Source organism: Enterococcus sp. DIV1314a (genome assembly GCF_051713805.1).
GTDB lineage: Bacteria > Bacillota > Bacilli > Lactobacillales > Enterococcaceae > Enterococcus_I > Enterococcus_I aquimarinus.
Genome location: NZ_JBIOQP010000001.1, coordinates 1,971,507 through 1,995,634 on the forward strand (window position 1 = coordinate 1,971,507; position 24,128 = coordinate 1,995,634).

The 24,128-nt window shown below is 39.4% G+C and carries 26 protein-coding genes; 22 read left to right on the forward strand and 4 right to left on the reverse strand.

Annotation, left to right across the window (positions count from 1 at the left end; genetic code table 11):
• Positions 1-97: 97 nt before the first annotated feature.
• Together IGI68_RS09355 and IGI68_RS09360 are read left to right on the forward strand one after the other, a co-directional pair.
• A complete protein-coding gene (locus IGI68_RS09355) occupies positions 98-1,165 on the forward strand; it encodes an ABC transporter permease (RefSeq protein WP_438732418.1) in 1,068 nt (355 codons plus the stop codon).
• A gap of 5 nt (positions 1,166-1,170) precedes the next feature.
• Complete coding sequence (locus tag IGI68_RS09360) at positions 1,171-1,851, forward strand: ABC transporter ATP-binding protein (RefSeq protein WP_438732420.1); 681 nt, start codon at positions 1,171-1,173, stop codon at positions 1,849-1,851.
• 123 nt (positions 1,852-1,974) lie between these two features.
• Here IGI68_RS09360 and IGI68_RS09365 read toward each other — a convergent pair whose 3' ends face one another.
• The 3 genes from IGI68_RS09365 to IGI68_RS09375 form a co-directional block, all read right to left on the reverse strand.
• Complete coding sequence (locus IGI68_RS09365; RefSeq protein ID WP_071873682.1) at positions 1,975-2,586, reverse strand: PepSY domain-containing protein; 612 nt, start codon at positions 2,584-2,586, stop codon at positions 1,975-1,977.
• A gap of 163 nt (positions 2,587-2,749) precedes the next feature.
• The gene (locus tag IGI68_RS09370) at positions 2,750-3,076 is read right to left on the reverse strand and encodes a DUF1827 family protein (RefSeq protein WP_071873683.1); all 327 of its coding nucleotides are present in this window, start codon (positions 3,074-3,076) and stop codon (positions 2,750-2,752) included.
• A gap of 167 nt (positions 3,077-3,243) precedes the next feature.
• Entirely contained in the window at positions 3,244-5,475 is a 2,232-nt protein-coding gene (locus IGI68_RS09375) for an AAA family ATPase (protein ID WP_438732423.1), read from the reverse strand.
• Positions 5,476-5,682: 207 nt separating this feature from the next.
• On the opposite strand from IGI68_RS09375, the gene IGI68_RS09380 reads away from it, so the two are divergent.
• The 3 genes from IGI68_RS09380 (at position 5,683) to ptsP (ending at position 8,030) form a co-directional block, all read left to right on the forward strand.
• Positions 5,683-5,874, forward strand: coding sequence for a hypothetical protein (locus IGI68_RS09380; protein ID WP_071873869.1), 192 nt, complete (start codon positions 5,683-5,685; stop codon positions 5,872-5,874).
• A gap of 159 nt (positions 5,875-6,033) precedes the next feature.
• Positions 6,034-6,300 carry a phosphocarrier protein HPr gene (locus IGI68_RS09385; protein ID WP_273230002.1) on the forward strand — a complete coding sequence of 89 codons (267 nt, stop codon included), beginning with the start codon at positions 6,034-6,036 and terminating at the stop codon, positions 6,298-6,300.
• Entirely contained in the window at positions 6,300-8,030 is a 1,731-nt protein-coding gene (gene ptsP / locus IGI68_RS09390; protein WP_438732425.1) for a phosphoenolpyruvate--protein phosphotransferase, read from the forward strand. Before IGI68_RS09385 ends, ptsP begins: the two co-directional genes overlap by 1 nt.
• A 129-nt stretch (positions 8,031-8,159) precedes the next feature.
• Here the strand turns inward: ptsP and IGI68_RS09395 are convergent, their stop codons facing one another.
• Positions 8,160-8,345, reverse strand: coding sequence for a tyrosine-type recombinase/integrase (locus IGI68_RS09395; RefSeq protein WP_438733267.1), 186 nt, complete (start codon positions 8,343-8,345; stop codon positions 8,160-8,162).
• A 1,840-nt stretch (positions 8,346-10,185) separates the two neighbouring features.
• On the opposite strand from IGI68_RS09395, the gene IGI68_RS09400 reads away from it, so the two are divergent.
• The 17 genes from IGI68_RS09400 (at position 10,186) to IGI68_RS09480 (ending at position 24,055) form a co-directional block, all read left to right on the forward strand.
• On the forward strand, positions 10,186-11,193 hold the full coding sequence (locus IGI68_RS09400) for a glycosyltransferase family 4 protein (protein WP_438732427.1): 1,008 nt from the start codon (positions 10,186-10,188) through the stop codon (positions 11,191-11,193).
• A gap of 22 nt (positions 11,194-11,215) precedes the next feature.
• The gene (locus IGI68_RS09405) at positions 11,216-12,478 is read left to right on the forward strand and encodes a glycosyltransferase family 4 protein (protein WP_438732429.1); all 1,263 of its coding nucleotides are present in this window, start codon (positions 11,216-11,218) and stop codon (positions 12,476-12,478) included.
• On the forward strand, positions 12,475-13,338 hold the full coding sequence (locus IGI68_RS09410; RefSeq protein WP_273230514.1) for an NAD(P)-dependent oxidoreductase: 864 nt from the start codon (positions 12,475-12,477) through the stop codon (positions 13,336-13,338). The genes IGI68_RS09405 and IGI68_RS09410 overlap by 4 nt, the downstream gene beginning before the upstream one ends.
• A gap of 276 nt (positions 13,339-13,614) precedes the next feature.
• The gene (locus IGI68_RS09415) at positions 13,615-13,845 is read left to right on the forward strand and encodes a YkuJ family protein (protein ID WP_071873690.1); all 231 of its coding nucleotides are present in this window, start codon (positions 13,615-13,617) and stop codon (positions 13,843-13,845) included.
• 66 nt (positions 13,846-13,911) lie between these two features.
• Positions 13,912-14,364 carry a GNAT family N-acetyltransferase gene (locus IGI68_RS09420; RefSeq protein WP_071873691.1) on the forward strand — a complete coding sequence of 151 codons (453 nt, stop codon included), beginning with the start codon at positions 13,912-13,914 and terminating at the stop codon, positions 14,362-14,364.
• Between the two features lie 326 nt (positions 14,365-14,690).
• The gene (fabT, locus tag IGI68_RS09425) at positions 14,691-15,131 is read left to right on the forward strand and encodes a fatty acid biosynthesis transcriptional regulator FabT (RefSeq protein ID WP_071873870.1); all 441 of its coding nucleotides are present in this window, start codon (positions 14,691-14,693) and stop codon (positions 15,129-15,131) included.
• A 10-nt stretch (positions 15,132-15,141) separates the two neighbouring features.
• Positions 15,142-16,113 (forward strand): beta-ketoacyl-ACP synthase III, encoded by a 972-nt coding sequence (locus IGI68_RS09430; RefSeq protein ID WP_438732433.1) that lies wholly within the window; start codon positions 15,142-15,144, stop codon positions 16,111-16,113.
• Between the two features lie 57 nt (positions 16,114-16,170).
• On the forward strand, positions 16,171-16,395 hold the full coding sequence (locus tag IGI68_RS09435; RefSeq protein WP_071873693.1) for an acyl carrier protein: 225 nt from the start codon (positions 16,171-16,173) through the stop codon (positions 16,393-16,395).
• Between the two features lie 124 nt (positions 16,396-16,519).
• Complete coding sequence (gene fabD, locus IGI68_RS09440) at positions 16,520-17,443, forward strand: ACP S-malonyltransferase (RefSeq protein WP_438732435.1); 924 nt, start codon at positions 16,520-16,522, stop codon at positions 17,441-17,443.
• 9 nt (positions 17,444-17,452) lie between these two features.
• On the forward strand, positions 17,453-18,190 hold the full coding sequence (gene fabG, locus IGI68_RS09445) for a 3-oxoacyl-[acyl-carrier-protein] reductase (RefSeq protein ID WP_438732437.1): 738 nt from the start codon (positions 17,453-17,455) through the stop codon (positions 18,188-18,190).
• Between the two features lie 16 nt (positions 18,191-18,206).
• Positions 18,207-19,442 carry a beta-ketoacyl-ACP synthase II gene (fabF, locus tag IGI68_RS09450; RefSeq protein ID WP_438732439.1) on the forward strand — a complete coding sequence of 412 codons (1,236 nt, stop codon included), beginning with the start codon at positions 18,207-18,209 and terminating at the stop codon, positions 19,440-19,442.
• 8 nt (positions 19,443-19,450) lie between these two features.
• The gene (gene accB / locus IGI68_RS09455) at positions 19,451-19,957 is read left to right on the forward strand and encodes an acetyl-CoA carboxylase biotin carboxyl carrier protein (RefSeq protein WP_438732441.1); all 507 of its coding nucleotides are present in this window, start codon (positions 19,451-19,453) and stop codon (positions 19,955-19,957) included.
• A gap of 1 nt (position 19,958) precedes the next feature.
• Positions 19,959-20,387: a 3-hydroxyacyl-ACP dehydratase FabZ gene (fabZ, locus tag IGI68_RS09460; protein WP_071873698.1), complete on the forward strand. Its 429-nt coding sequence runs from the start codon at positions 19,959-19,961 to the stop codon at positions 20,385-20,387.
• 7 nt (positions 20,388-20,394) lie between these two features.
• Positions 20,395-21,759, forward strand: a complete 1,365-nt coding sequence (locus IGI68_RS09465; RefSeq protein ID WP_438732444.1) for an acetyl-CoA carboxylase biotin carboxylase subunit — start codon at positions 20,395-20,397, stop codon at positions 21,757-21,759.
• Positions 21,760-21,773: 14 nt separating this feature from the next.
• Positions 21,774-22,646: an acetyl-CoA carboxylase, carboxyltransferase subunit beta gene (gene accD, locus IGI68_RS09470; RefSeq protein ID WP_071873700.1), complete on the forward strand. Its 873-nt coding sequence runs from the start codon at positions 21,774-21,776 to the stop codon at positions 22,644-22,646.
• Positions 22,639-23,424, forward strand: a complete 786-nt coding sequence (locus tag IGI68_RS09475; protein ID WP_273230496.1) for an acetyl-CoA carboxylase carboxyl transferase subunit alpha — start codon at positions 22,639-22,641, stop codon at positions 23,422-23,424. Before accD ends, IGI68_RS09475 begins: the two co-directional genes overlap by 8 nt.
• Positions 23,425-23,530: 106 nt before the next feature.
• Positions 23,531-24,055: an acyl-CoA thioesterase gene (locus tag IGI68_RS09480; protein ID WP_273230494.1), complete on the forward strand. Its 525-nt coding sequence runs from the start codon at positions 23,531-23,533 to the stop codon at positions 24,053-24,055.
• The last annotated feature ends 73 nt before the right edge of the window (positions 24,056-24,128 follow it).

A 24,128-nucleotide genomic window follows, 5' to 3' on the forward strand; every position in this document is an offset into this window, starting at 1 on the left:
GGAGTCTCAGGGCTCACCGCGATATCTATTCGTTTCTTTTTTAATTGTAACAAAGTGACAAAATGTCACTTTGTAATAATAGTAGGAGGAGATTGATTTGTTTTTAGCAATCAAGGAAATGAAATATGCCAAATTACGTTACTCGTTAATTATTGGTATTATGTTTTTAATTAGTTTTGTCGTGTTTTTACTATCCGGTTTAGCCAATGGGTTAGCCACTGAATTCAGTGAGGTAATTGATCGTTGGGATGCCGGACGGATTGTTCTTTCAGAGGAGAGTAACGGTGTTTTAGCGGCATCGCAATTGACCATTGATGATCTTTCTGAAGTGAAAACTTCTGAAAAAGCACCTTTGGCTTTGTACAGTGGTTCGGTTGAAATTGGAGGGGAGAAAGAGAATCTTTCCTTTTTCGGCACCCAACCGGAGGCATTTTTCTTACCAGAACTAACAGAAGGAAAATCATTTAACGAAAAAAATGAAGTGATTATTTCGCAAGCACTCGCAGATGCGGGTCTGGCGATTGGCGATACGATTACCATTGGTAGCCAAGGGGTCGAAGTCATCGTGACAGGAATATTCCCCAAAACGTCTTATGTTGTCACACCTGTGATGTATGGCTCGATTGAAGCAGTAGTGGAAACGAAGTTCGGAGCTGATTTTTTAGCTGCTCAAACGAATTATCCAATAAACGCTATTTTAACGGAAGAAACGGATCCTGTTATTGAAAATATGGCTTTTCAATCATTAAGTACGGAAGCGTTTATTGCACAATTACCAGGCTATGCCGAACAAAACTTGACGTTAAACGCGATGATTTATTTCTTATTTGTGATTGCTGCGGCAGTCATTGGGATTTTTATGTATGTCATTACGCTTCAAAAGACAGCTCTTTTTGGCGTAATGAAAGTTCAAGGGATTAGCACATGGTTTATCGCGAAGTCAATTATTGCCCAATCATTTTTTGTGGGAATTATTGGCGCGACATTAGCAGGACTTGTCAGTTATGGATTAAGTTTTGTCTTGCCAAGCGGGATGCCATTTGCCGTTGATTTAGGTCTTTGGGCAATCTATGGGACCGTACTCGTTTTTGTCGCGATTATCGGAGGTCTATTTTCGACCTTGACAGTCACAAAAGTTGACCCCATTCAAGCAATAGGAGGATAGAAAGCATGACGTATAGTTTAAATATGACAAATATCACCAAGACCTTTGGGACAGGAAGCAAGCAAGTCACAGCGCTCAATCAATTGAACTTTACTGCTTCGCCAGGGGAATTTATTAGTATTATTGGTCCTTCTGGTTCAGGAAAAAGTACCTTTTTAACGCTAGCTGGCGGATTACAATCACCAAGTAGTGGGACAATCCACATTAATGGAATTGATTTTACCAATGTATCCGAAAAAGAAAGAGCTAAACTACGCTTTCAAGAAATTGGTTTTATTTTACAAAGTTCAAATTTAATTCCGTTTTTAACGATTGAAGACCAATTTTATTTAGTCGGTCAAGTTAAAAAAGAAGCCGTATCGAAAAAAGATATCGATACTTTGTTAACTTCTTTAGGGATTGATCATTTAAAGAAAAGTTTTCCAAGTGATTTATCGGGCGGTGAGCGTCAACGGGTGGCTATCGGGCGTGCGCTTTTCAACCAACCAAGCCTCATGTTAGCAGATGAACCAACAGCAAGTCTTGATACGGAACATGCGTATAATGTGGTGGAGTTACTTGCGAAAGAAGCTCACGAGAAAGAAAAGGCAACAGTCATGGTCACGCATGATCCTCGAATGTTAAAATGGAGTGATCGCGTTTATAAAATGGAAGATGGCGTATTAATTGAACAAAAAAATGTTTAGTTCATTTCTCCAAAAAGTATTTTCGTCGAAGTAAAAAGACGATGAATTAGCTATTAGCTATTTTGATCGTAGAATAGAAAAAGAAACCCTTAGGAATTTTATTTTTCCTGAGGGTTTCTTTTGTTAGTCGTCTCGTTCAGTCGTTAATACTTCTTTTGTCCGTGCATCAATGGAAACTTCAAACTCTTTACGGCCATCTTCTATGGTGACTTTCCAGTAAGTGACTGATAATTCTCTTTCTAAATCCAAATCAGTTACTTCACCTGAACCGACAGCATCTAAAGCAATTTGTGAAGCTTCCTCAATCGAAATGACACCCTCTAAATCTAAGGCTTCACTTTCGCGGTAAGCGGCGTTTTGCTCATCTTTGTCGAGTGTTTGTTGTTCTTCACGACTCGTCTCCCCCGTTGCCGGGTCGATACGTAACTCGAATTCGGTTGTGTCGTTAATCCCTTCGATGTCATAATACCATTTTCCAAAAGACGTATCGAATGAAATACTTGTAATCGAAGTCTCTGGAAATTTTTCTTGAAAAACAGCAACAGCGTCTTGCCAAGACATCGTCGTCATCGCATTTTCTGTCGAATCGAGACTGGTGTTTCCTTCGCTCGTTGTTGTGCTCGTTATCGTGGTAGAGCTTTGATTGGTTGTATTATCTGTCGTTGTCGTACAGCCGACTAAAACAGCTGCTGATAGACTCATTAATCCGAGCGTGATCCATGTTTTTTTCTTCATTATTTTCACAATTCCTTTTTTACTTATTTTGGGTACGTTAAGTATAACAGGAATACGCTAACCAAAAATCCGCCCTAAGATGGATTTTTGGTTAAAAAAACTGACGTTAAACACTCACGAATGCATGAGGGCCTAACGTCAATTTCTTACCAACAACGTCAAATTAGCCGTATGCTCGGTTTTTTCTTTCTTTTGGATGTTTAGGAATGGAAATTTCAACTAAACTCGGACTTTCAATTATCGAAATGTTTTCTTCGATATATTCACTTTCAGACAGTTTATCTAAAAAATACGCCTTTACTTCATTAATTTCTTCTGGTTTAATCGCACGTTTTTTACTCACCATCACAATTTCATTGTGTAAAGGGGCTGCTGTATAAATAATCGTGATACTTCCTGAGGTATACACTTTTACTAATTCGGCATCCGTATTTTCTAATTGCTGAAGAACCAGACGTGAATAACTATTGGTTACATTGATAAGTCGCATTTGAATCACCTCATTTTCCTTTGTTTAGTTAAGTATAATTATTTTTGCCCAATAAAGAAAGGAAAAAACACTGAAAAGTCAAAAAACTTTTGAAATGGTGGGAATGAAACAAAAAACAACCATTATTCCTTCCTATTGAAAGAATAATGGTTGCGATGGCGCGTGAATTAAGGTGTGACTTCAATTGAGTTTTCTTCGACCGTCACTGGTAAAATGACAATTTCTGCTTCATCATTTAAAGTGGCTTTTAGTTCATGCGTTTCAGGATGATCTAAGAAATATTCGGCAATGCCGTCTTCAATTTGTTCTTGAATCGTTCGACGAAGTGGCCGAGCACCCATTGCAGGATCATATCCTAATTCTACGAGTTTTTCTAATACTTCATGTGAGACGTCAATTGAAAGTTTCTGATGGTTGATTTGATCATTGACATCGCGAATCATTAACGAAACAATTGAAAGGAGCTCTTCTTTTTTAAGTGCTTTGAATTCAATAATCCCATCAAAGCGATTTAAAAATTCTGGCGCAAAATAATGGTGTAATTGATTCATGATCGAACGAGTGATTCCTTCGCGTGTCGCAGCAAAACCGACGCTCGCTTCGACATTGCGGGTACCTGCGTTACTTGTCATGATAATTAACGAATCCTTGAAGCTGACTGTGCGACCTTTCGCATCGGTTAGTCGTCCGTCTTCTAGAATTTGCAGGAACATGTGTAATACATCTGGATGCGCTTTTTCGACTTCATCTAATAAAATCAAGCTATAAGGATTGCGACGGACTTGTTCTGTTAACTGACCTGCTTCTTCATAACCCACATAACCTGGGGGCGAACCGATTAATTTTGATGTACTATGTTTTTCCATGTACTCAGACATATCAAAGCGAATCATGGCATCTGGTGAACCGAACATTTCATTGGCTAATTGCTTCGCTAACTCTGTTTTACCGACACCTGTAGGTCCCACAAAGAGGAAAGAACCAATTGGTCGATTTTGATTGCCAAGGCCCACACGATTACGACGAATAGCTTTAGCAACTTTATCAATGGCTTCGTCTTGGCCAATGACTTGTTTTTTTAGATCGGCAGCAAGATTTTTTAATTGCGTTTGCTCTTTTTCTTTTAGTTCACCCACTGGGATTCCAGTCCGAGCTTCAACGATTTCTTCCATCGTTTTTTCCGTGATGACCGGTGTTTCTTCATCGGTCATTTGGTGTTCTTTCATTTTTTCGAGCTTCACAATTTGATCACGGTAATAGGCTGCTTTTTCAAAATCTTCTTCCTGAGAAGCTTTTATTTTTTGCTCTTGTGCATCTGCTAAGCGTTTTTCGATGACATGTGGATCGACTGTTTGAATCGTTAAATTTTTCTTAGAGCCGGATTCATCCAGTAAATCAATGGCTTTGTCGGGTAAAAAACGATCTTGAATGTAGCGATGGGAGAGCGTAGCAGCAGCTTCAATGGCTTCATCCGTATATTTTACGTGATGGTAATCTTCATAACGTGATTGCAGTCCTTTTAAGATGGCAATCGTTTCTTCTACTGTTGGCTCGTCAACTCTTACAGGCTGCATCCGACGCTCAAGTGCAGGATCTTTTTCGATAATGCGATACTCATTTAACGTCGTTGCCCCGACCATTTGAAGTTCGCCTCTTGCTAGTGCTGGTTTTAGAATATTACCGGCATCTAAGTTACCATCTCCCGCATTTCCAGCACCCACAATTTCATGAACCTCGTCAATAAATAAGATAATATTATCTTGTGCTTTGACTTCCTCGATTAATTTTTGCATCCGTTCCTCAAATTGTCCGCGAATTCCTGTTCCTTGAACAAGGGAAGCGACGTCTAAACGAATGACTTCTTTATTTCTTAATTTTTGTGGAACAGCACCATCCACAATTTGTTGGGCAAATCCTTCGACTACTGCTGTTTTACCAACGCCTGGTTCGCCAATCAGCACCGGATTATTTTTTGTTCGACGATTCAATATTTCGATTAAGCGAATGACTTCATCATCGCGACCGATCACAGGATCAATCTTACCGTCTCGTGCTTGTTGGGTGATGTTGGTACCAAACTCGGCTAACAATCCTCCTTGTTGCGGATGATTTGGACGATTGCCTCCATTAAAGAAGTTATTTCCACCACCAGACTGGCTAGGCGGTGATTGTGGTTCTTGGTTATTCGCTTGTTGCATTTGTTGTGAAAGTTGTTTGAATAGTTCATCTAAGTTATTAAAACCAAAAGGATCTTTTGGTCCGTTATTGACTGTGTTGGACATTTGATTTTTCATTTTTTGGTAACAATTTTGACAATAGTCAATTTGTTTTCTATGTCCACCAACGTTAGCGTACAAATGAATGGTAGCTTCGTTTTGATCACAATTTTGACAGCGCATGATTGTCCACGACCTTTCTGTTATCGTTGAATTTTTAAACAAGGAACAAAAGACAAATGGTAACTCTGACCTTTGTTGACCTTCGTGTTTTTATTATACAATGTTTCAAAATATCTGCAAGTATTTTGTTTATTCACACATTTTTGTAAGTGTCATGGTAAAATAGATAGGCGCGAAAGTAGAAATAAGAGAGGGAATGGGTGTATGATGGAAATCAATCATTATATAGAAGCAATCAACTTACTAAAAACAGGAGAACTTGAGGAAATTATTGTCAAACGGGAAGATTTTATGACCTTTCGTGAAGCCTGGATGCAAACAGAAAATCGGGTAGAAATCGTGGGTGAAGCTGGATTGAATGGCCAAATTATCTATCGCTTTGTCAAGTTGACCAAATAAAGTCGTTATTTCTTAGTAATTGTTTCAAAAGTAGTTGTCTAACTTCTAAAAAAATGGTAACCTTAACAATTGAAAGGGTATTTTTAGTCGTCGACTATAACAGAAGGACTAAAAGCAACTCTCAAAAAACAATTCAAAACATGAAGGAGATTGATACATATGGAAAAGAAAGATTTCAATGTAATCGCAGAGACTGGAATTCACGCACGTCCTGCAACATTATTAGTACAAACAGCGAGCAAATTTAACTCTGATATTAACTTAGAGTACAAAGGTAAATCAGTAAACCTTAAATCAATCATGGGCGTAATGTCTTTAGGCGTTGGTCAAGGATCTGACGTAACAATCACTGCTGAAGGAACTGACGAAGCAGAAGCAATCGTTGCTATTGCAGAAACAATGCAAAAGGAAGGATTGTCTAATTAATGGTTGAAATGCTAAAAGGAATTGCTGCGAGTGATGGAGTAGCTGTTGCAAAAGCATATCTATTAGTCCAACCTGACTTATCCTTTACAAAAGTAACAATCGAAGACGTTTCTGCTGAAACTGCTCGTTTGGATGATGCGTTAAGCAAATCATCTGATGAATTACAATTAATTCGTAACAAAGCAGCTGAAAACTTAGGCGAAGAAGAGGCACAAGTATTTGATGCGCACTTAATGGTCTTAAGCGATCCAGAAATGGTCGGTCAAATTAAACAAAGCATTTCAGACAACCAAGTTAATGCAGAACATGCATTAAAAGAAGTGACTGATATGTATATCGGTATGTTCGAATCAATGGAAGATAACGCCTACATGCAAGAAAGAGCAGCGGATATCCGCGACGTCGCAAAACGCGTTTTAGCTCACTTATTGCAAGTAACGTTACCTAACCCAGCAATGATTAACGAAGAAGTAATTGTGGTTGCTCACGATTTAACTCCGAGTGATACTGCACAATTAGACCGTAACTTCGTTAAAGCTTTTGTAACGGATATTGGTGGACGTACTTCACATTCTGCGATTATGGCTCGTTCATTGGAAATTCCAGCAATTGTTGGAACTGGTGAAATCACTGCTAAAGTGAAAGCAGGCGATATCTTAGCTGTTAACGGAATTGAAGGTGATGTGATTGTTCATCCAACAGAAGAACAAAAAGCAAACTTCATTCAAGCTGGTGAAGCTTACGCTGCCCAAAAAGCAGAGTGGGAAAAATTAAAACATGCTGAAACAGTGACTGCTGATGGCAAACACTTTGAGTTAGCTGCAAACATTGGAACACCAAAAGATTTAACGGGTGTTCATAATAATGGTGGCGAAGGCGTTGGTTTATATCGTACTGAATTCTTATACATGGATTCATCCGATTTCCCAACAGAAGACGCTCAATTTGAAGCTTATAAAGAAGTCCTAGAAGGTATGGCTGGGAAACCAGTTGTCGTTCGTACAATGGATATTGGTGGGGATAAAGAGTTACCATACTTGAAACTTCCACATGAAATGAATCCATTCTTAGGTTATCGTGCTTTACGTATCAGTCTTTCAACATTAGGAGAAGGAATGTTCCGTACGCAATTACGTGCATTACTACGTGCATCTGTTCATGGAAACTTACGTATTATGTTCCCAATGGTGGCAACATTAAAAGAATTCCGTGCAGCTAAGAAAATGTATGACGAAGAAAAAGCAAAATTAATCGCTGAAGGCGTTGCAGTATCAGAAACCATTCAAGTTGGGATCATGATTGAAATTCCTGCAGCTGCTATTTTAGCCGATCGTTTTGCAAAAGAAGTTGACTTCTTCAGTATTGGAACCAACGACTTGATTCAATATACGATGGCCGCTGACCGAATGAACGAACAAGTTTCTTACCTATACCAACCATATAACCCATCAATTTTACGTTTAGTTAAAAACGTTGTTGATGCAGCGCATGCTGAGGGTAAATGGGCTGGAATGTGTGGCGAAATGGCAGGCGATCAAACAGCAGTACCATTGTTAATGGGAATCGGTCTTGATGAGTTCTCAATGAGTGCCACTTCAATTCTTAAAACGCGTAGCTTAATGAAAACATTAGACACAAGTAAAATGAAAGAATTAGCAGATCGCGCGTTAACAGAATGTGACACAATGGAAGAAGTACTTGAATTAATGCAAGAATACGTTACTAAATAAGGCTTTTTAAGCTTTTATTCTCAAAAATTAAAAAGGCTCTACCTCTCTATTTTTCAGCGGGAGGTAGAGCCTTTTTCTGTTCTAAAAAAGCAACTAAATACCAAATTAAATGCCATTTGATTCTTTTTTTTAGAAACTAGCGAAATTTGCTAGCTTATCCGCTGTGGCAATTTTTTGTTTTTGACTAACATGCGTGTAGATATTATTGGTGATTTCGATAGAAGCCTGCCCAAGGATTTCCTGAGCTTCTTTCATATCTAAGCCAGCTTGATACAACATAGAAGCATGCGAATGTCTCCAACCGTGTGTCGCAATGCCACTGCTTCGGAGGGCCTTTTAGAGTGCATATACAAAATGATTGGCGTGTGGCATGTTCGCCTTCAAAACTAGCGAAGACGATGTTTTTATTTTTAATATTTGATTGGAAAAAGAATTCTTTCTGATGCAATTGCGATTTTTTAAATATTTGACATGTCTTATTATCTAAACGAATTGTGCGATAGGAACTTTTCGTCTTTGGTGGACCAATTTCAAATCCATCTTTTGTACGGGTGACAGTCTTGGAAATACTAAGTTTTTGTTGGTTGAAATCGATATCTGTTTCGCAATCGAGTGCAAGAGCTTCGCCACCACGAATTCCTGTGAATGCTAGCACTCTATGTGATGGTGGCAAGAAAGGGTATATTGACTTAGGAAAACCATTTGGTTGGATTAAGTAGAGAAAAATGGAGTAATCAAATTGTCGACTACTCCATTTTTATTATCTTATTTTTCTTTTCTTAACTAATTGGCTCCCAATATAGCCGCCTGTGAAAATTCCCACAGTTATCCACCATCGAAATTGCATTCCTGTAATCTTCGACAATGTAAAAGAAATTAATAAACCCGCAGCTAGTATTAAAATTAACTTCATTAGTTCTTTTAAAAAATTAGATTTCATTATAAGCTACAGCCTCTAATGTTCCTGGGAGAATTGTGCTGCCTAATGTTAGTAAAGATACACTTAAAATTAATAATTTCTTCAAAATAAAAAACCTCCCTAAATTGATAAAAAATTATACCATAAAAAAGTATGATAGAACTACTTTTGTCCTAAACGTCGTAAATTCATGCCTGAACGTCATCCTTTTTATGTGTAATTTTTCAAAAAATACATATACTAATAAATAAAGCTAACACTCATTTATGGAAAAGAATCACTCGAATTTGTATATCATTTGGAATAAGTTATTCCTTTTCAAAATAAGATGAAATGATTATAAACTGGTCTTTAGACTGATATTATAGAAAGAAAGCTTAAAGATGATATACTAAAGATGTCATATTGTTATCAAGGAGTTACTAAATGAAGGCATCTATAGGCGGATCGGTAGGAGATTATACTAGACATGTTAAAGAATTATACAGAAATTTGGAGTTACTAATTGACTACTACAAATTTAAGTGATATCCATAGTATGAGTAAAAAAGAGGTAATACTCTTTGCACTCTAGTAGCCTTGAGCAACTAGGTGTTAATTTGAGCTTAATTAATGTTGGTGTACACAATTATTTGTTTTTAACAATTACTGTTAAAGAGCCCAAAAAAAGAATCCTGTAACCCCAGGATTCTTTTTTTGTTTTAAATTACTTAAGATAAAAATGCCCCACACGTTTTATTTTCTATTATAATATAAGTATTTTACGCCATACTAAATGCCATTTGATGTTAATTCTATTTAATTTAGTTGAAAGACCTAAGCTTTTTTTCTGTAAAAAAGCTGATATATTAACATTATGAAATAGGATATTATAGTAAAAAACAATGAAAACATTAGACACAAGTAAAATGAAAGAATTAGCAGATCGCGCGTTAACAGAATGTGACACAATGGAAGAAGTTCTTGAATTAATGCAAGAATACGTAGGATAATCCTACTAGATGATAAGTTAGAATCTTAATCTGAAGAGGTTAAGGTTCTAACTTATTTTTTTATGTGATAAAATAACACTGCAGATGTAAATATGTTTAAAAAATGAAATAGTATCGATTTTTGTTATTTGCTTTACGCTACATTTTTATCGTCAAAGTAGTTAAAATCAGACTCGGGGATGGTTTTCATTTGAATTAGCTATGCTATACTGAAGGGGTAAAAAAAGAAAGGAAGGAGTCTTCCATGAAAGTCCTTATTTATTTCGAAGGTCAACAGTTATTATCTAAATCAGGAATCGGTCGCGCTTTTGATCATCAAAAAAAAGCGTTAGAGAGTGCTGGCGTGCCATATAGCACCGATGAAAATGAGTTGGATTATGATATTCTTCATATTAATACATATGGCTTAAACAGTCAGCGGATGGTTCGTAGAGCTAAAAGAGCCGATAAACAAGTCATCTATCACGCGCATTCGACGGAAGAAGATTTTCGGAACTCTTTTATCGGGTCCAATCAAGTTTCAGCAATTTATAAAAAACATTTAGTTCGACTCTATTCTTCCGCGGATTTTATCATCACACCAACGTTGTATTCTAAAAAAGTCATCGAAGGTTATGGGATTGAGCAGCCAATCGAGGCAATCTCAAACGGGATTGATTTAACGAGATTTAACCGAAACGTCGAAAAAGAAAAACAATTCCGGGATTATTTTCAATTACCGCTCGATAAAAAAGTGATTATTTCAGTAGGGCTGTACTTTGAACGAAAAGGGCTCGTTGATTTTGTTGAAGTGGCGCGCCGGTTCCCAGAATATACGTTCATCTGGTTCGGTCATACGCCGCTTTATACTATTCCTAAGAAGATTCGTGCGATTATCCAAGGAGATCACCCGGATAATGTCATTTTTCCTGGATATATTAAAGGTGATATTATTGAAGGGGCGTATACAAACGCGGATTTATTCTTTTTTCCTTCTTATGAAGAAACGGAAGGGATTGTGGTGTTAGAAGCCTTAGCGAGTCGACAACACGTCTTAGTCCGCGAAATTCCCGTTTATGATGGATGGTTAGTGCCAGGTGAGAATGCCTATATGGGACGGACGAATGAAGATTTTTGCAATCAAATTGAGCAGATTATTGAAAAAAAAGCCATTGATTTGCGTGAAAACGGCTGGCAAACAGCTCAGGGGAAGAGTATTCAAGCAATTGGTCAACAACTAAAATCAGTTTATGAAAAAGTTCTTGGAAACTAACAAGGGAGTTTGGAGGAAAAAAATGAAAATTGGTTTTTTTACAGATACCTACTTACCTCAAGTAAGCGGCGTAGCAACCTCAATTCAAACGTTGAAAGAGCAGTTAGAACATTATGGACATGAAGTGTATATCTTTACGACGACCGATCCTAAGGCGTCAAAAGAAGAAGTCAATATTATCCGGATGCCAAGTGTGCCTTTTATTTCGTTTAAAGAACGAAGGATTGTCGTTCGAGGTATGTGGTTTGCGTATTTAACCGCAAAAGAATTAGAACTGGATTTAATTCATACGCATACAGAATTCGGGGCGGGTTTATTAGGGAAATGGGTCGGTAAACGGCTAGAAATCCCCGTGATTCACACGTATCACACGATGTACGAAGATTATATCCATTACATCGCAAAAGGAAAGGTCGTGCGTCCCGGGCATGTCAAATACCTTTCTCGTCAATTTGTGGATCATAGCACGGGTGTTGTCTGTCCGAGTCAACGAGTGGTCGATACTTTAAGGGGGTATGGCGCGATCGCACCGATGCGCATCATACCTACTGGGATCAAATTTGAAAATTTCCAACAGACCGATTTGGCGCCACAAATCAGACAAGAATTGCGCGAAAAATGGGCGTTAACCGAAGAAAATATCGTCTTACTTTCTTTGAGTCGCTTATCTTATGAAAAGAAAATTCATCTGATTTTGGAGGCTTTACCTGAAATTATTGCTGCTCGACCGGAAGTGCGATTAATGATTGTCGGCGATGGACCTTACCGTGAGATGCTCGAAACAATCGTGAAAGAAAAAAATCTCACTACTTATGTGGTATTTGTCGGCGAAATCGCAAGTAATAAAGTGGCTGATTATTATCACACCGCTGATTACTTTGTGAGTGCCTCTACTTCGGAAACACAAGGATTAACGTATACGGAGGCCATGGCTTCGCGTTTGCAGATGGTCGTTGCGGGGAATGCCTATTTGGATCATTTGATTAGCGACCCTTCACTAGGTGTAACGTATCAGCAAGAAGAGGATTTCGTTCCTTGTTTACTGCACTATATCGAAAGTGCGATTCCGGTAGATGAAGCGGTTTTAGAGCAAAAAATGTACGAAATTTCAGCAGAATGTTTTGGTCATTCGATGTTGAAATTTTATCAAGAAATGATGGTTTATTATGTCACTGCGGCAGAAAACAAAAAAATCAATGAAAGTAAAATAAAAACTAAATTGCGGACGTTTAAATTATCGCCAAAACGAAGTAAGAAGACGTATGCGGAGGAGGAATTACTTTGAAGATTGGATTTATCGGTATTGGTGTGATGGGGCATTCAATCGTGGGACACTTGCTAGATGCGGGTCATCATGTCACGCTTTATACGCGGACGAAGAGTAAAGCAACCGATTTAATGGCGCGTGGAGCGGATTGGGTGGATACCCCAAAAGAGGTTGCGGCGGCGAGTGAAGTCGTTTTTACGATGGTCGGCTATCCGTCTGACGTCGAAATGACGTACTTTGACGAGCATACTGGATTATTTGCAGCAGACATCGCAGGTAAAACGTTCGTTGATCTGACGACAAGTACACCAACACTGGCTGAGGCAATTTATGCGACTGCTCGTACTAATAATGCGAATAGCCTAGATGCGCCGGTTTCTGGTGGTGACTTAGGAGCGAGGAATGGAACGTTAACGGTCATGGTTGGTGGAGAAGAAGCGACGTATCAACAAGTACTCCCGCTTTTTAAACACTTTGCGAAAGTCTGTATGCTTCATGGCTCAGCTGGTAAAGGGCAGCACACAAAAATGGCCAATCAGATTATGATTGCTGGAACAATGACTGGTATGACAGAAATGCTCGTATATGCGAAAGCGACCGGCTTAGAGCTAGAAAAAGTTCTGGAAACACTCTCTGGTGGCGCCGCAGCGAACTGGTCGATGAGTAACTATTCTCCAAGAATTTTACAAAACGATTTTAGTCCAGGTTTTTTCGTTAAACATTTTATCAAAGATTTAAAAATAGCTTTGGATGAAGCTGAAAAACAACAGATTGCGTTACCCGGTACGGCACTTGCGAAAGAATTATACGAAAAACTCGCAAATGAAGGCTACGAAAATGACGGTACCCAAGCGCTAATTAAACTTTGGTGGAAATAAAATAGTCAAACACTTAATTGAAGTAAACGCTTTTCAATTAAGTGTTTTTTGAATCAAAAAAAACAGATGTAAAAAAATGTTATCGATTATTTACAGAAAAGCTACCTTCGCATTTTATAAATCGTCATAAAAAGAGAATTTCCGTTAAAAAACGCCTTTTTTTTATCGCTGAAAATGAAGAATAGCTAAAAAAGTGCGAAAAATTGGTTAAAAATCTATACAAGAAAGCTCCTCTTTTGTTACAATGTAACAGAAGTGAGAAAAGGAGGTCTAGTGATGAAACATTCTCAGCTAGTAGCAATCATCAAACGCTTAGAAGCGATGATTGAAGCACAAGATAATGAGGTACAAATTCGACGTTTTGAAAAAGAAGGCGTAGAACAATGTATCGTAAGTTATGATCATTCAACTGAAACATTCGAATTAACGGATAGCCAAACAAAACAACCTTACCAGTTCGATAACATCGACATGGTAGCGATTGAAATTTACGATTTAATTCAATAAGAAAAACTGAAAGGAAATGATTCATTCATTTCTTTTCAGTTTTTTTTAATAGAGGAGGGGCTGGATTTGATTCGCCAAATTGATTTAAACAATATCGCTCAAGCGAAAGCTGTTTACGAGCTCCAACAGCTCGCTTATAGCGTGGAAGCAACTTATTTAGGTACGCGTGACATTCCGCCTTTACAAGAGACCTTTGAGGCGTTTCAAACGTGCGACGAAGTGTTTATTGGATATGAAAAAGAGGGTGTCCTAGTTGGTGTCTTAGGGTATTGCATAAAAGATGAGGTTATTGATATTCATCGTTTATTTGTTCACCCTGCATTTTTTGGTCAACAGATTGCTCGAGCGCTTCTTCAAGAGGTAGAGCGCCATGTCCACCGCAAAGTGGTGGTGATGACAGGAAGTCAAAATCAACCAGCCGTTCGCTTTTATTTAAAGCAAGGCTTTGAACTACTAAAAGTGGTTGAGACCTCGACGAATCTTTCGTTGAGCTTTTTTCAAAAGAAACCAAGAGACTAGTAGAGTAAGAGACAGCGGTTTAAGGGTTCATCAGGCAGCCTGTTGTCTCTTAACTACGAGCTTGACTCATCGTCGAATCGATAAGCGCTGTACCTAATGTTGTGATATACTTTGAGCGAATATTTTGGTTAATGAAAGACATCAAATGATGGGCAAATGAGGTTGTTGAATGGTTTGATTTTCAAAATAAAAAAGTAAAAAAAACGAAATAAATTCTAAAAAAAAGAGACAATTTTAAAAATATACTTGCAATTAACATGATTTTAAATTATAGTTTGATTGTCAAACGATTTGACTATCAAACTAATTGGATGGTGATGGTAAACATGCGACCTGATTTTGAAAGGATCAACGATTTATTAGTAGAGGTTTTTAATGATATTTTGGTTATTGAAGAATCAGAACTAAGGAAATCCCGTTTTAATGATTTAACGATTACTGAAATGCATACACTCGAAGCGATTGGGATGTATCGTAAGAAAACCACTTCTGAAGTTGCGAAAGAACTTTCAATAACTGTCGGCACTTTAACCACTGCTGTTAACCGTTTGGTGAAAAAAGACTATGTTGAACGCATTCGTAGTGAAGACGATCGACGAGTTGTCAAATTATCATTGACGAAAAAAGGAAAATTATTGTATCGTGTCCATCAAAGCTTTCATCGTCAAATGATTGAAGCAATCTTGGTAGATATGGAGAAAGATGAAGCTGCTGCTTTGTTAAAAGCATTAGGGAATCTTCATCATTTCTTACAAGAATATAAGTGAGAGTATACGAATGATGAAATTTGGTAAAATTACAGCAACAGCGAGTTATGTGCCTGAACAAATCGTCACAAACGATCAATTAGCACAAATTATGGATACAAGCGATGAATGGATTTATTCGCGAACAGGCATCAAAGAACGCCATATTGTCACAACGGAAAATACGTCAGATTTATGTATTGAAGTTGCCAATCGTTTACTAGCGAAGAGTCAAACGAAACCAGAAGAAATTTCGTTTATTATCGTTGCTACGATGTCACCGGATTATCATTCACCGTCAGTTGCTTGTCTTGTTCAAGGTGCAATCGGGGCAACAAACGCCTTGGCATTTGATCTTAGTGCTGCTTGTGCGGGATTTGTTTACGCGTTATCGATGGGTGAAAAATTGATTCGGACCGGTTCCGGTAAAGGACTTGTGATTGGCGGCGAAGTGATTTCCAAAGTCTTAGATTGGCAAGATCGTTCAACTGCCGTTTTATTCGGTGATGGGGCAGGAGGCGTGTTACTCGAGCCTGTTGAGCAACAACACTTGCTAAAAGAAAGCATTCACGCAGATGGGTCACGCGCGATGTCATTGACATCAGGCTATGTGAATTCTCATAACAATCCGTACGGTCACGCTCAACCTCCGCAAAATGCCTGCTTATCCATGATCGGTCGTGATATTTTTGACTTTGCGACAAGAGATGTGGTTCAAAGCCTCGCAGCATTAATCGAAGGTGAAAAAGAGCAGATTGATTACTTTCTTTTGCATCAAGCAAATTCACGGATCTTAGATAAGATTGCGCGCAAGTTGCAAATCGATCGCTCAAAATTTTTACAAAACGTTGAAAAATACGGCAATACTTCTGCAGCTACGATTCCGATTTTATTAGATGAAGCAGTCGCAGCAGGAACAATCGTATTGGGAGACAATCAAACAGTGGTTCTTTCAGGTTTTGGTGGCGGCTTAACATGGGCATCCGTGTTACTGACACTCTAAACTTGTAGACATATAAATTTAAAAAAATAAAAACATATAATATTGGAGGAATTTTAAATGGTATTCGAAAAAATTCAAGGAATTATTGCAGAAGAATTAGGTAAAGAAGTGGAAGAAGTAAAATTAACAACAAACATCCAAGAGGATTTAGAAGCAGATAGCTTAGATTTATTCCAAATCATCAACGAAATTGAAGATGAATTCGATGTGAAAATCGAAACAGAAGACGGTATTACAACTGTTGAAGATTTAGTTAAATACGTAGAAAAACAACAAGCATAATCGTAAAGGCTGGGCCAAAAGCCTGGCCTTTCCTTTTAGCCATAATCAATGAAGAAACGTTGAATCCATTCGAATACATATTTAAAAATCAACGAAGTCTTCAGAAATCCTAAAGGAGATTGAAATGAAAAGAGCTTTTTTATTTAGTGGTCAAGGCGCACAGTACGTTGGGATGGGGCAAGAGCTTTATGAACAAGAACCAATTGTCCGTGCGACTTTTGAAGAAGCAAGTCACGCTTTAGGGTATGATGTTGCCGAACTCTGTTTTACTGAAAATGAACGTTTAAATCAAACAGAATATACGCAACCGGTGATTTTAACGGTTAGTATTGCTTTTTGGCGTTTGTTACAAGAAAAAGGGTATCAAGCCGATGTTGTCGCGGGTCTCAGCTTAGGAGAATATTCTGCACTAGTAGCCAGCGGTGCCCTTGATTTTAAAACGGCAGTAACACTCGTAGCCAAACGTGGCGCTTTTATGGCGACTGCTGCGCCACAAGGAACGGGAAAGATGGTTGCCGTTATGAATACGCCGATTGAGGTTATCGAAGAAGCTTGTCAAAAAGCCAGTGCTATCGGAATTGTGTCACCAGCAAATTATAATACGCCACAACAAATCGTGATTGGCGGTGAAGTGGCGGCAGTTGAGCAAGCGATGGCTTATTTGACCGAAGCAGGAGCGAAACGGATGATTCCATTGAATGTCAGTGGTCCCTTTCACACGGCTCTTTTAAAACCCGCTGCAGAAAAATTAAAGCGCGAGTTGGACACTGTTTCCTTTCAACCAATGACGATACCGGTTATTAGCAATACAACGGCGCAAGTCATGCAAGAGGATCAAGTAAAAGAATTGTTAGAAAAGCAAGTCATGTCACCGGTTCGTTTTTATGAAAGTATTGCCACCTTAAAAGATTTAGGGGTGGAACAAGTCGTAGAAATTGGACCTGGAAAAGTGTTGAGCGGCTTTATGAAAAAAATTGATAAAACCATGACGGTTACTCGTTTAGAAGACAGTCAAACACTGGCTGATACGTTAAAGGTTTTGGCTTAGGAGGCTATGATGGATTTAAAAGGAAAAGTAACTTTCATCACAGGAAGTACGCGTGGAATTGGTTTAGCAATCGCAAAAGCTTTTGCGCAAGCAGGCGCGAATATTGTTTTAAATGGTCGTAGTGCGATTTCAGCGGAACTCATTGCGGAAATTGAAGCATTTGGCGTGAAGTGTATTGGGGTATCAGGTGATATTTCTGACTTTGAAGAAGCGGGCAGAATGATTCAAGAAACCCAAGAAAAGCTCGGACCTATTACGATTTTAATCAATAATGCAGGGATTACGAATGATAAATTGATGCTACGAATGAAACCAGAAGAATTTGATCAAGTCTTGAAAATTAATTTAGTGGGAACCTTTAACATGACGCAACAAGTCTTGAAAAAAATGTTGAAACAACGTGAAGGGGCCATCATTAATTTATCGAGCGTGTCAGGCTTAATTGGCAATGTCGGTCAAGCAAATTATGCGGCAAGTAAAGCAGGAGTGGTTGGGTTTACAAAATCCGTTGCCAGAGAAGTAGCACCGCGTGGGATTACGTGTAACGCGATTGCACCTGGATTTATTCAAACCGATATGACGGACGTATTATCAGATAAAGTGAAAGAACAAGTCACACAAAATATTCCATTACAACGCTTTGGTCAAGTTGAAGATGTTGCGCAAACGGCCATTTTCTTAGCGAAGAATCCATATATTACCGGTCAAGTCATCAATGTTGATGGCGGCTTAGTGATGCACGGATAAGAAAGGGGAACAAAAGATGAATCGAGTAGTAATTACAGGTTACGGAGTGACATCTCCGATTGGCAATACACCAGAAGAATTTTTAGCAAGCTTAAAAGAAGGAAAAAACGGGATTGGCCCGATTACGAAATTTGATGCAACAGCTACAGGGATTTCGGTAGCAGGAGAAGTCAAAGATTTTCCGTTAGAAAAATACTTTAAGAAAAAAGACACGAAACGCATGGATATGTTTTCGATTTTTGGTATTTATGCTGCATTAGAAGCACTTGAGATGGCAAATCTAACGGCTGATCAAATGGATGCGGATCGCTTAGGCGTGATGGTTGGATCAGGAATTGGCGGATTACCAACAATTCAAGATCAAGTCACACGAATGAATGACCGGGGAGCAGCCCGCGTATCTCCAATGTTTGTTCCAATGTCCATTGTCAACATGGTAGCTGGGAATATTGCACTTCGTGTCGGCGCGAAAGGAATCTGTACAACGACCGTAACGGCTTGTGCTTCAGGAACGCATTCAATTGGAGAAGCATTCCGTAATATTAAACACGGCTATTCAGATGTCATTTTAGCGGGTGGTTCAGAAGCAACGATTTGTGAAATCGGCATTGCCGGTTTTGCTTCACTTACGGCACTTACGACAGCAACAGATCCCGATAAAGCGTCCACTCCATTTGATAAAAATCGTAGTGGTTTTGTCATGGGAGAAGGCGCAGGGATTTTTGTGATGGAATCACTTGATCATGCTCTGGCTCGAGGCGCGAATATTTTAGGAGAAGTTGTCGGTTACGGCGCAAACTGTGATGCTTATCATATGACCGCACCAAATCCTGATGGTTCGGGTGCAGGAAAAGCGATGAAACTAGCGATGGCAGAAGCAGGTGTTCAACCAAGTGAGATTGGCTATATTAATGCTCATGGAACAAGTACGCCGGCGAATGATAGTGCAGAAGGAACGTCGATCAAATATGGTTTAGGCGAGGACTACAAAGGCGCGTATGTCAGCAGTACGAAATCAATGACAGGTCATTTATTAGGGGCAGCTGGAGGCGTTGAGGCGATTGCATCTTTACTTGCGTTGCAACACCAATTTATCCCACCGACCATCAATGTGACGGAAAAAGATCCTGAGATTGATTTAAATCTCGTTATCAATGACAGTATCGAAACAAAATTAACGTTTGCAATGAGTAACTCATTAGGTTTTGGTGGCCATAATGCGGTTATTTTAATGAAACGTTGGGAGGCTTAATCATCGTTATGGAACAAAAAGAACTTATTGAACTGTTACACTTAGTCGGACAATCCAATTTAATGGAATTTCATTTAAAAGATGGTGGCTTTGAACTTTATTTAAATAAAAATACGATGTCAAGAAGTCAAGTAACCTCTTCGGCACCAGCGGCTCAAATGCCTGTTGCTTCATCCGTAGGGAACGAGTCAGCAGCAACTGTACAAACACCAGTCCAAGTCGCTACTGAAGCACCTGTTGCGGTAGAAAAGGCGCCAGTAGAAGAAGTTGCGGGTAAAAATATTGTGTCACCGCTCGTGGGTGTTGCTTATTTACAACCTTCTCCGGACAAACCAAACTTTAAAAAAGTTGGCGATAAAGTAACTAAAGGTGAAGTGGTGTGTATCATTGAAGCGATGAAAGTCATGAACGAAATTACAAGTGATGTAACCGGTGAAATCGTGGCCGTTCTGATTGAAAATGAACAAGTGATTGAATTCAATCAACCATTATTCCGTGTGAAGGAGGAAGCATAACATGACACAATTAAACATTCAACAAATTAAAGAAATTATTCCACATCGCTATCCGATGTTGTTAATCGACCGTGTGGAGGAACTCATTGATGGCGAGAAAGTCATTGCTAAGAAAAATGTCACAATCAATGAGCCGTTCTTTCAAGGTCATTTTCCTCATGAACCAGTGATGCCAGGTGTGCTAATTGTTGAAGCAATGGCCCAAGCAGGAGCAGTTGCTTTATTATCTTTAGAACAATTCCGTGGGAAAACAGCGTATTTTGGTGGGATTGACAAAGCAAAATTCCGACAAAAAGTGACACCGGGTGATACACTGATTTTAGAAGTCGAAATTATTAAAGTGAAATCTTCTGCTGGAATTGGCAAAGGAATCGCTCGTGTGGATGGCAAGAAAGTTGCCGAAGCAGAATTAACGTTCATGATTGGATAGGTGACCTATGTTTTCAAAAATATTAATTGCAAACCGTGGTGAAATCGCTGTTCGAATTATTCGCGCATGTCGCGAACTCGGAATTCAAACAGTCGCGGTTTATTCAGAAGCAGATAAAGATGCGCTCCATACAGAATTAGCAGATGAAGCCATTTGTATTGGACCGGCGAAAGCTGCCGATTCTTATTTAAACGTCCAACAAATTTTAAGTGCCGCCATTGTGACAAAGGCTGAAGCGATTCATCCAGGATTTGGTTTTTTATCTGAAAACAGTCGTTTTGCAGCGATGTGCGAAGAGTGCAATATTGTCTTTATTGGCCCAAAAAGTCAAACAATTGATGATATGGGCAATAAAATCAATGCACGCCGTTTAATGATCGAAGCGGGTGTCCCGGTAATTCCAGGAAGCGACGGCGCATTATCGACCGTTGAAGAAGCTTTGACGATTGCTAATGACATCGGATATCCCGTGATGCTAAAAGCAGCAGCCGGCGGTGGTGGTAAAGGAATTCGTAAAGTGCTCTCAAAAGAAGAATTACCGCAACATTTTGCTTCTGCTCAGCAAGAAGCAAAAGCGGCTTTTGGAAATGATGAGATGTATATTGAAAAAATCATTTATCCAGCGCGTCATATCGAAGTCCAAATTTTAGGGGACCACTTTGGCCATGTGATTCACTTAGGCGAACGGGATTGCTCCTTACAAAGAAATAATCAAAAAGTTTTAGAAGAAGCACCGTCAGTCGCAATCGATCACACGAAACGTCAAGCAATCGGAGACGCGGCGGTCCGTGCGGCCAAAGCCGTTGATTACCGTAATGCCGGAACAATCGAGTTTTTAATGGATGAGTCGGGGGACTTTTATTTCATGGAAATGAATACCCGCATTCAAGTGGAGCATCCGATTACAGAGATGGTAACCGGGATTGATCTTGTGCAAAAGCAATTAGAGATAGCAAGTGGGGAACCGCTGAGCATCCAACAGTCGGAGATTAACATTTCTGGACATGCGATCGAGTGTCGTATTAACGCTGAAAATCCGGCCTTTAACTTTGCGCCTTCTCCAGGTAAGATTACGAACTTATTTTTACCTGGTGGCGGCATGGGATTACGTGTCGATAGTGCGATGTACTCAGGATACACGATTCCGCCATTTTACGATTCGATGATTGCCAAAGTCATCGTGCATGCAGAGACGCGCTTTGAAGCGTTAATGAAAATGCAACGTGCGCTCGGGGAATTTGTAACAGACGGTGTGACGACGAATGTTGAGTTCCAGTTGGATTTAATCAGTGATCCTAAAGTGATTGCCGGCGACTATACGACTGCCTTTTTACAAGAGGAATTTTTGCCGAATTGGACGCCTGAAAACTAGGAGGAGGTCGTGTTATGGCTTTATTTAAAAAGAAAAAAAACTATATCCGAATTCGTCCAAATCGCGATGAAACACCGACAGAAGGGCCATTCGTTCCGGATGACATGTGGGCGAAATGTCCGAGTTGTAAACATACCTTGTACACCAAAGAAATGGGTGCTGAAAAGATTTGTCCAAACTGTGGCTATAATTTTCGCATTACGGCACGGGAACGACTCGCCTTGACGGTGGATGACAATAGTTTTACAGAATGGGACACGGATATTCAGACAAAGGATCCATTAGACTTCCCTGGTTACTTAGAGAAAGTAAGTCAGATGCAAGAAAAAACAGGGTTACACGAAGCTGTTTTGACGGGGGAAGCGACGATTGGCAGTCACGCGATTGCGCTTGGTATTATGGATTCACATTTCATTATGGGAAGCATGGGAACCATCGTGGGTGAAAAAATTACGCGTCTTTTTGAAAAAGCACTCGAACAACAACTACCGGTCGTGATTTTTACGGCTTCCGGTGGGGCTCGGATGCAAGAAGGGATTTTTTCATTGATGCAAATGGCGAAAATCTCGGCGGCGGTCAAACGTCATCACCAAGCTGGTTTGTTTTATTTGACGGTCTTAACGGATCCGACAACAGGCGGTGTGACAGCTAGTTTTGCGATGGAAGGCGATATTATTTTGGCTGAACCGCAAGCATTAATCGGTTTTGCCGGACGTCGTGTCATTGAACAAACGATTAAGCAAGAGTTGCCAGAAGACTTTCAAAAAGCGGAATTTTTACTCGAACATGGCTTTGTCGATCAAATCGTACCTAGAACCCAGTTGCGACAACGGATTTTAGATCTAATCAACATACACACAATGAAAGGGTGGAAAAATCATGACTAGAACAGCACATGAAATTGTTCAAATCGCGCGTTCAAAGGATCGGTTGACTGCCTTGGATTATTTTGAAAAAATATTTGATGAGTACCAGGAATTTCATGGTGATCGCTTATTTTCTGACGATGAGGCTGTCGTTGGAGGCGTCGCATTATTAGACAATAAACCCGTGACGGTGATTGGGATTCAAAAAGGACGGAATTTGCCCGAAAATTTACGGCGTAACTTTGGTTCACCGCATCCGGAAGGGTATCGTAAGGCGTTACGCTTAATGAAACAAGCAGAGAAGTTTCAGCGGCCTGTCATCACGTTTATCAATACAGCTGGTGCATTTTGTGGGATTGGCGCAGAAGAACGTGGCGAGGGTGAAGCAATCGCGAAGAATCTCCTCGAAATGTCCGATTTGAAAGTGCCAATTATTGCGATTATTATTGGAGAAGGCGGTAGTGGTGGCGCCTTAGCCTTAGCTTTGGGCGATGAAGTGTGGATGTTAGAACACTCGATTTACGCGATTTTATCACCTGAAGGCTTTGCTTCTATTTTATGGAAAGACGGTAGTCGAAGTGCAGAAGCTGCTGAGTTGATGAAAATCACGGCACGTGAATTAAAAGAATTGGGCGTCATTGAACGTGTCATTCCTGAGACGTTCCGTGGCGAGCCCTTGACGCAAGCAGCCATCGTGAAACGCTTGAAGGCTGATCTGATTTATAAGTTGAAGGAACTTTCCAGTAAAGAGCTTCCGGAACTCCTGGAAGCCAGATACCAACGTTTTAGAAAATATTAAAGTAAACAGTAGTCAAGGCAAAGACGTACGTTTTTCCTTGACTACTGTTTTTATAATGCTTATTATGAAATGTAGCGCTCTAAATAATCGTTGGAGGAGAGATAAGATGACAGAGGTAAAATTTTGTCGCGACTCAAGAGTCATTCAAACACACCGGATTTTCCCGTTTGATTTAAATCCTTTTGGCTTTTTATTTGGTGGAAAATTAATGACGTTAATCGATGATGCTGCATCGATTTCTGTGAGTCGTCATTGCCGCAGAGGTGCGGTGACTGCTTCATTAGATCAATTGAATTTTTTAAAACCCCTTCATTCGAATCATTCCGTGTGTATTGAGACCTATATTTCGGGAGTACATCGCAAATCAATGGAAGTCTTCGTCAAAGTCATTGGCGAAAACCTCGTTACAGGAGAACGTTATTTGGCCGCAACGAGTTTTATGACGTTTGTGGCAATTGCATCCCATATGAATGAAGAAAAAATCTTTGTGCTACCGCAAGTCCTACCAGAAACAGAAGAAGAAATGAAAGTTTGTGCCGGTTATGAAGAACGTCGCAAACACCGATTAATCGAAAGAGAAGCACATAAAAAACTGTCGGAAGGGCTTTCAGTTGATCTTCCGTGGGTATAATCTGTTTTTTTTTCAAATTTGAAAACTTTTCACTATATTTCAGAAAGTTTTTTTGTTATAATTACTCGTCGAA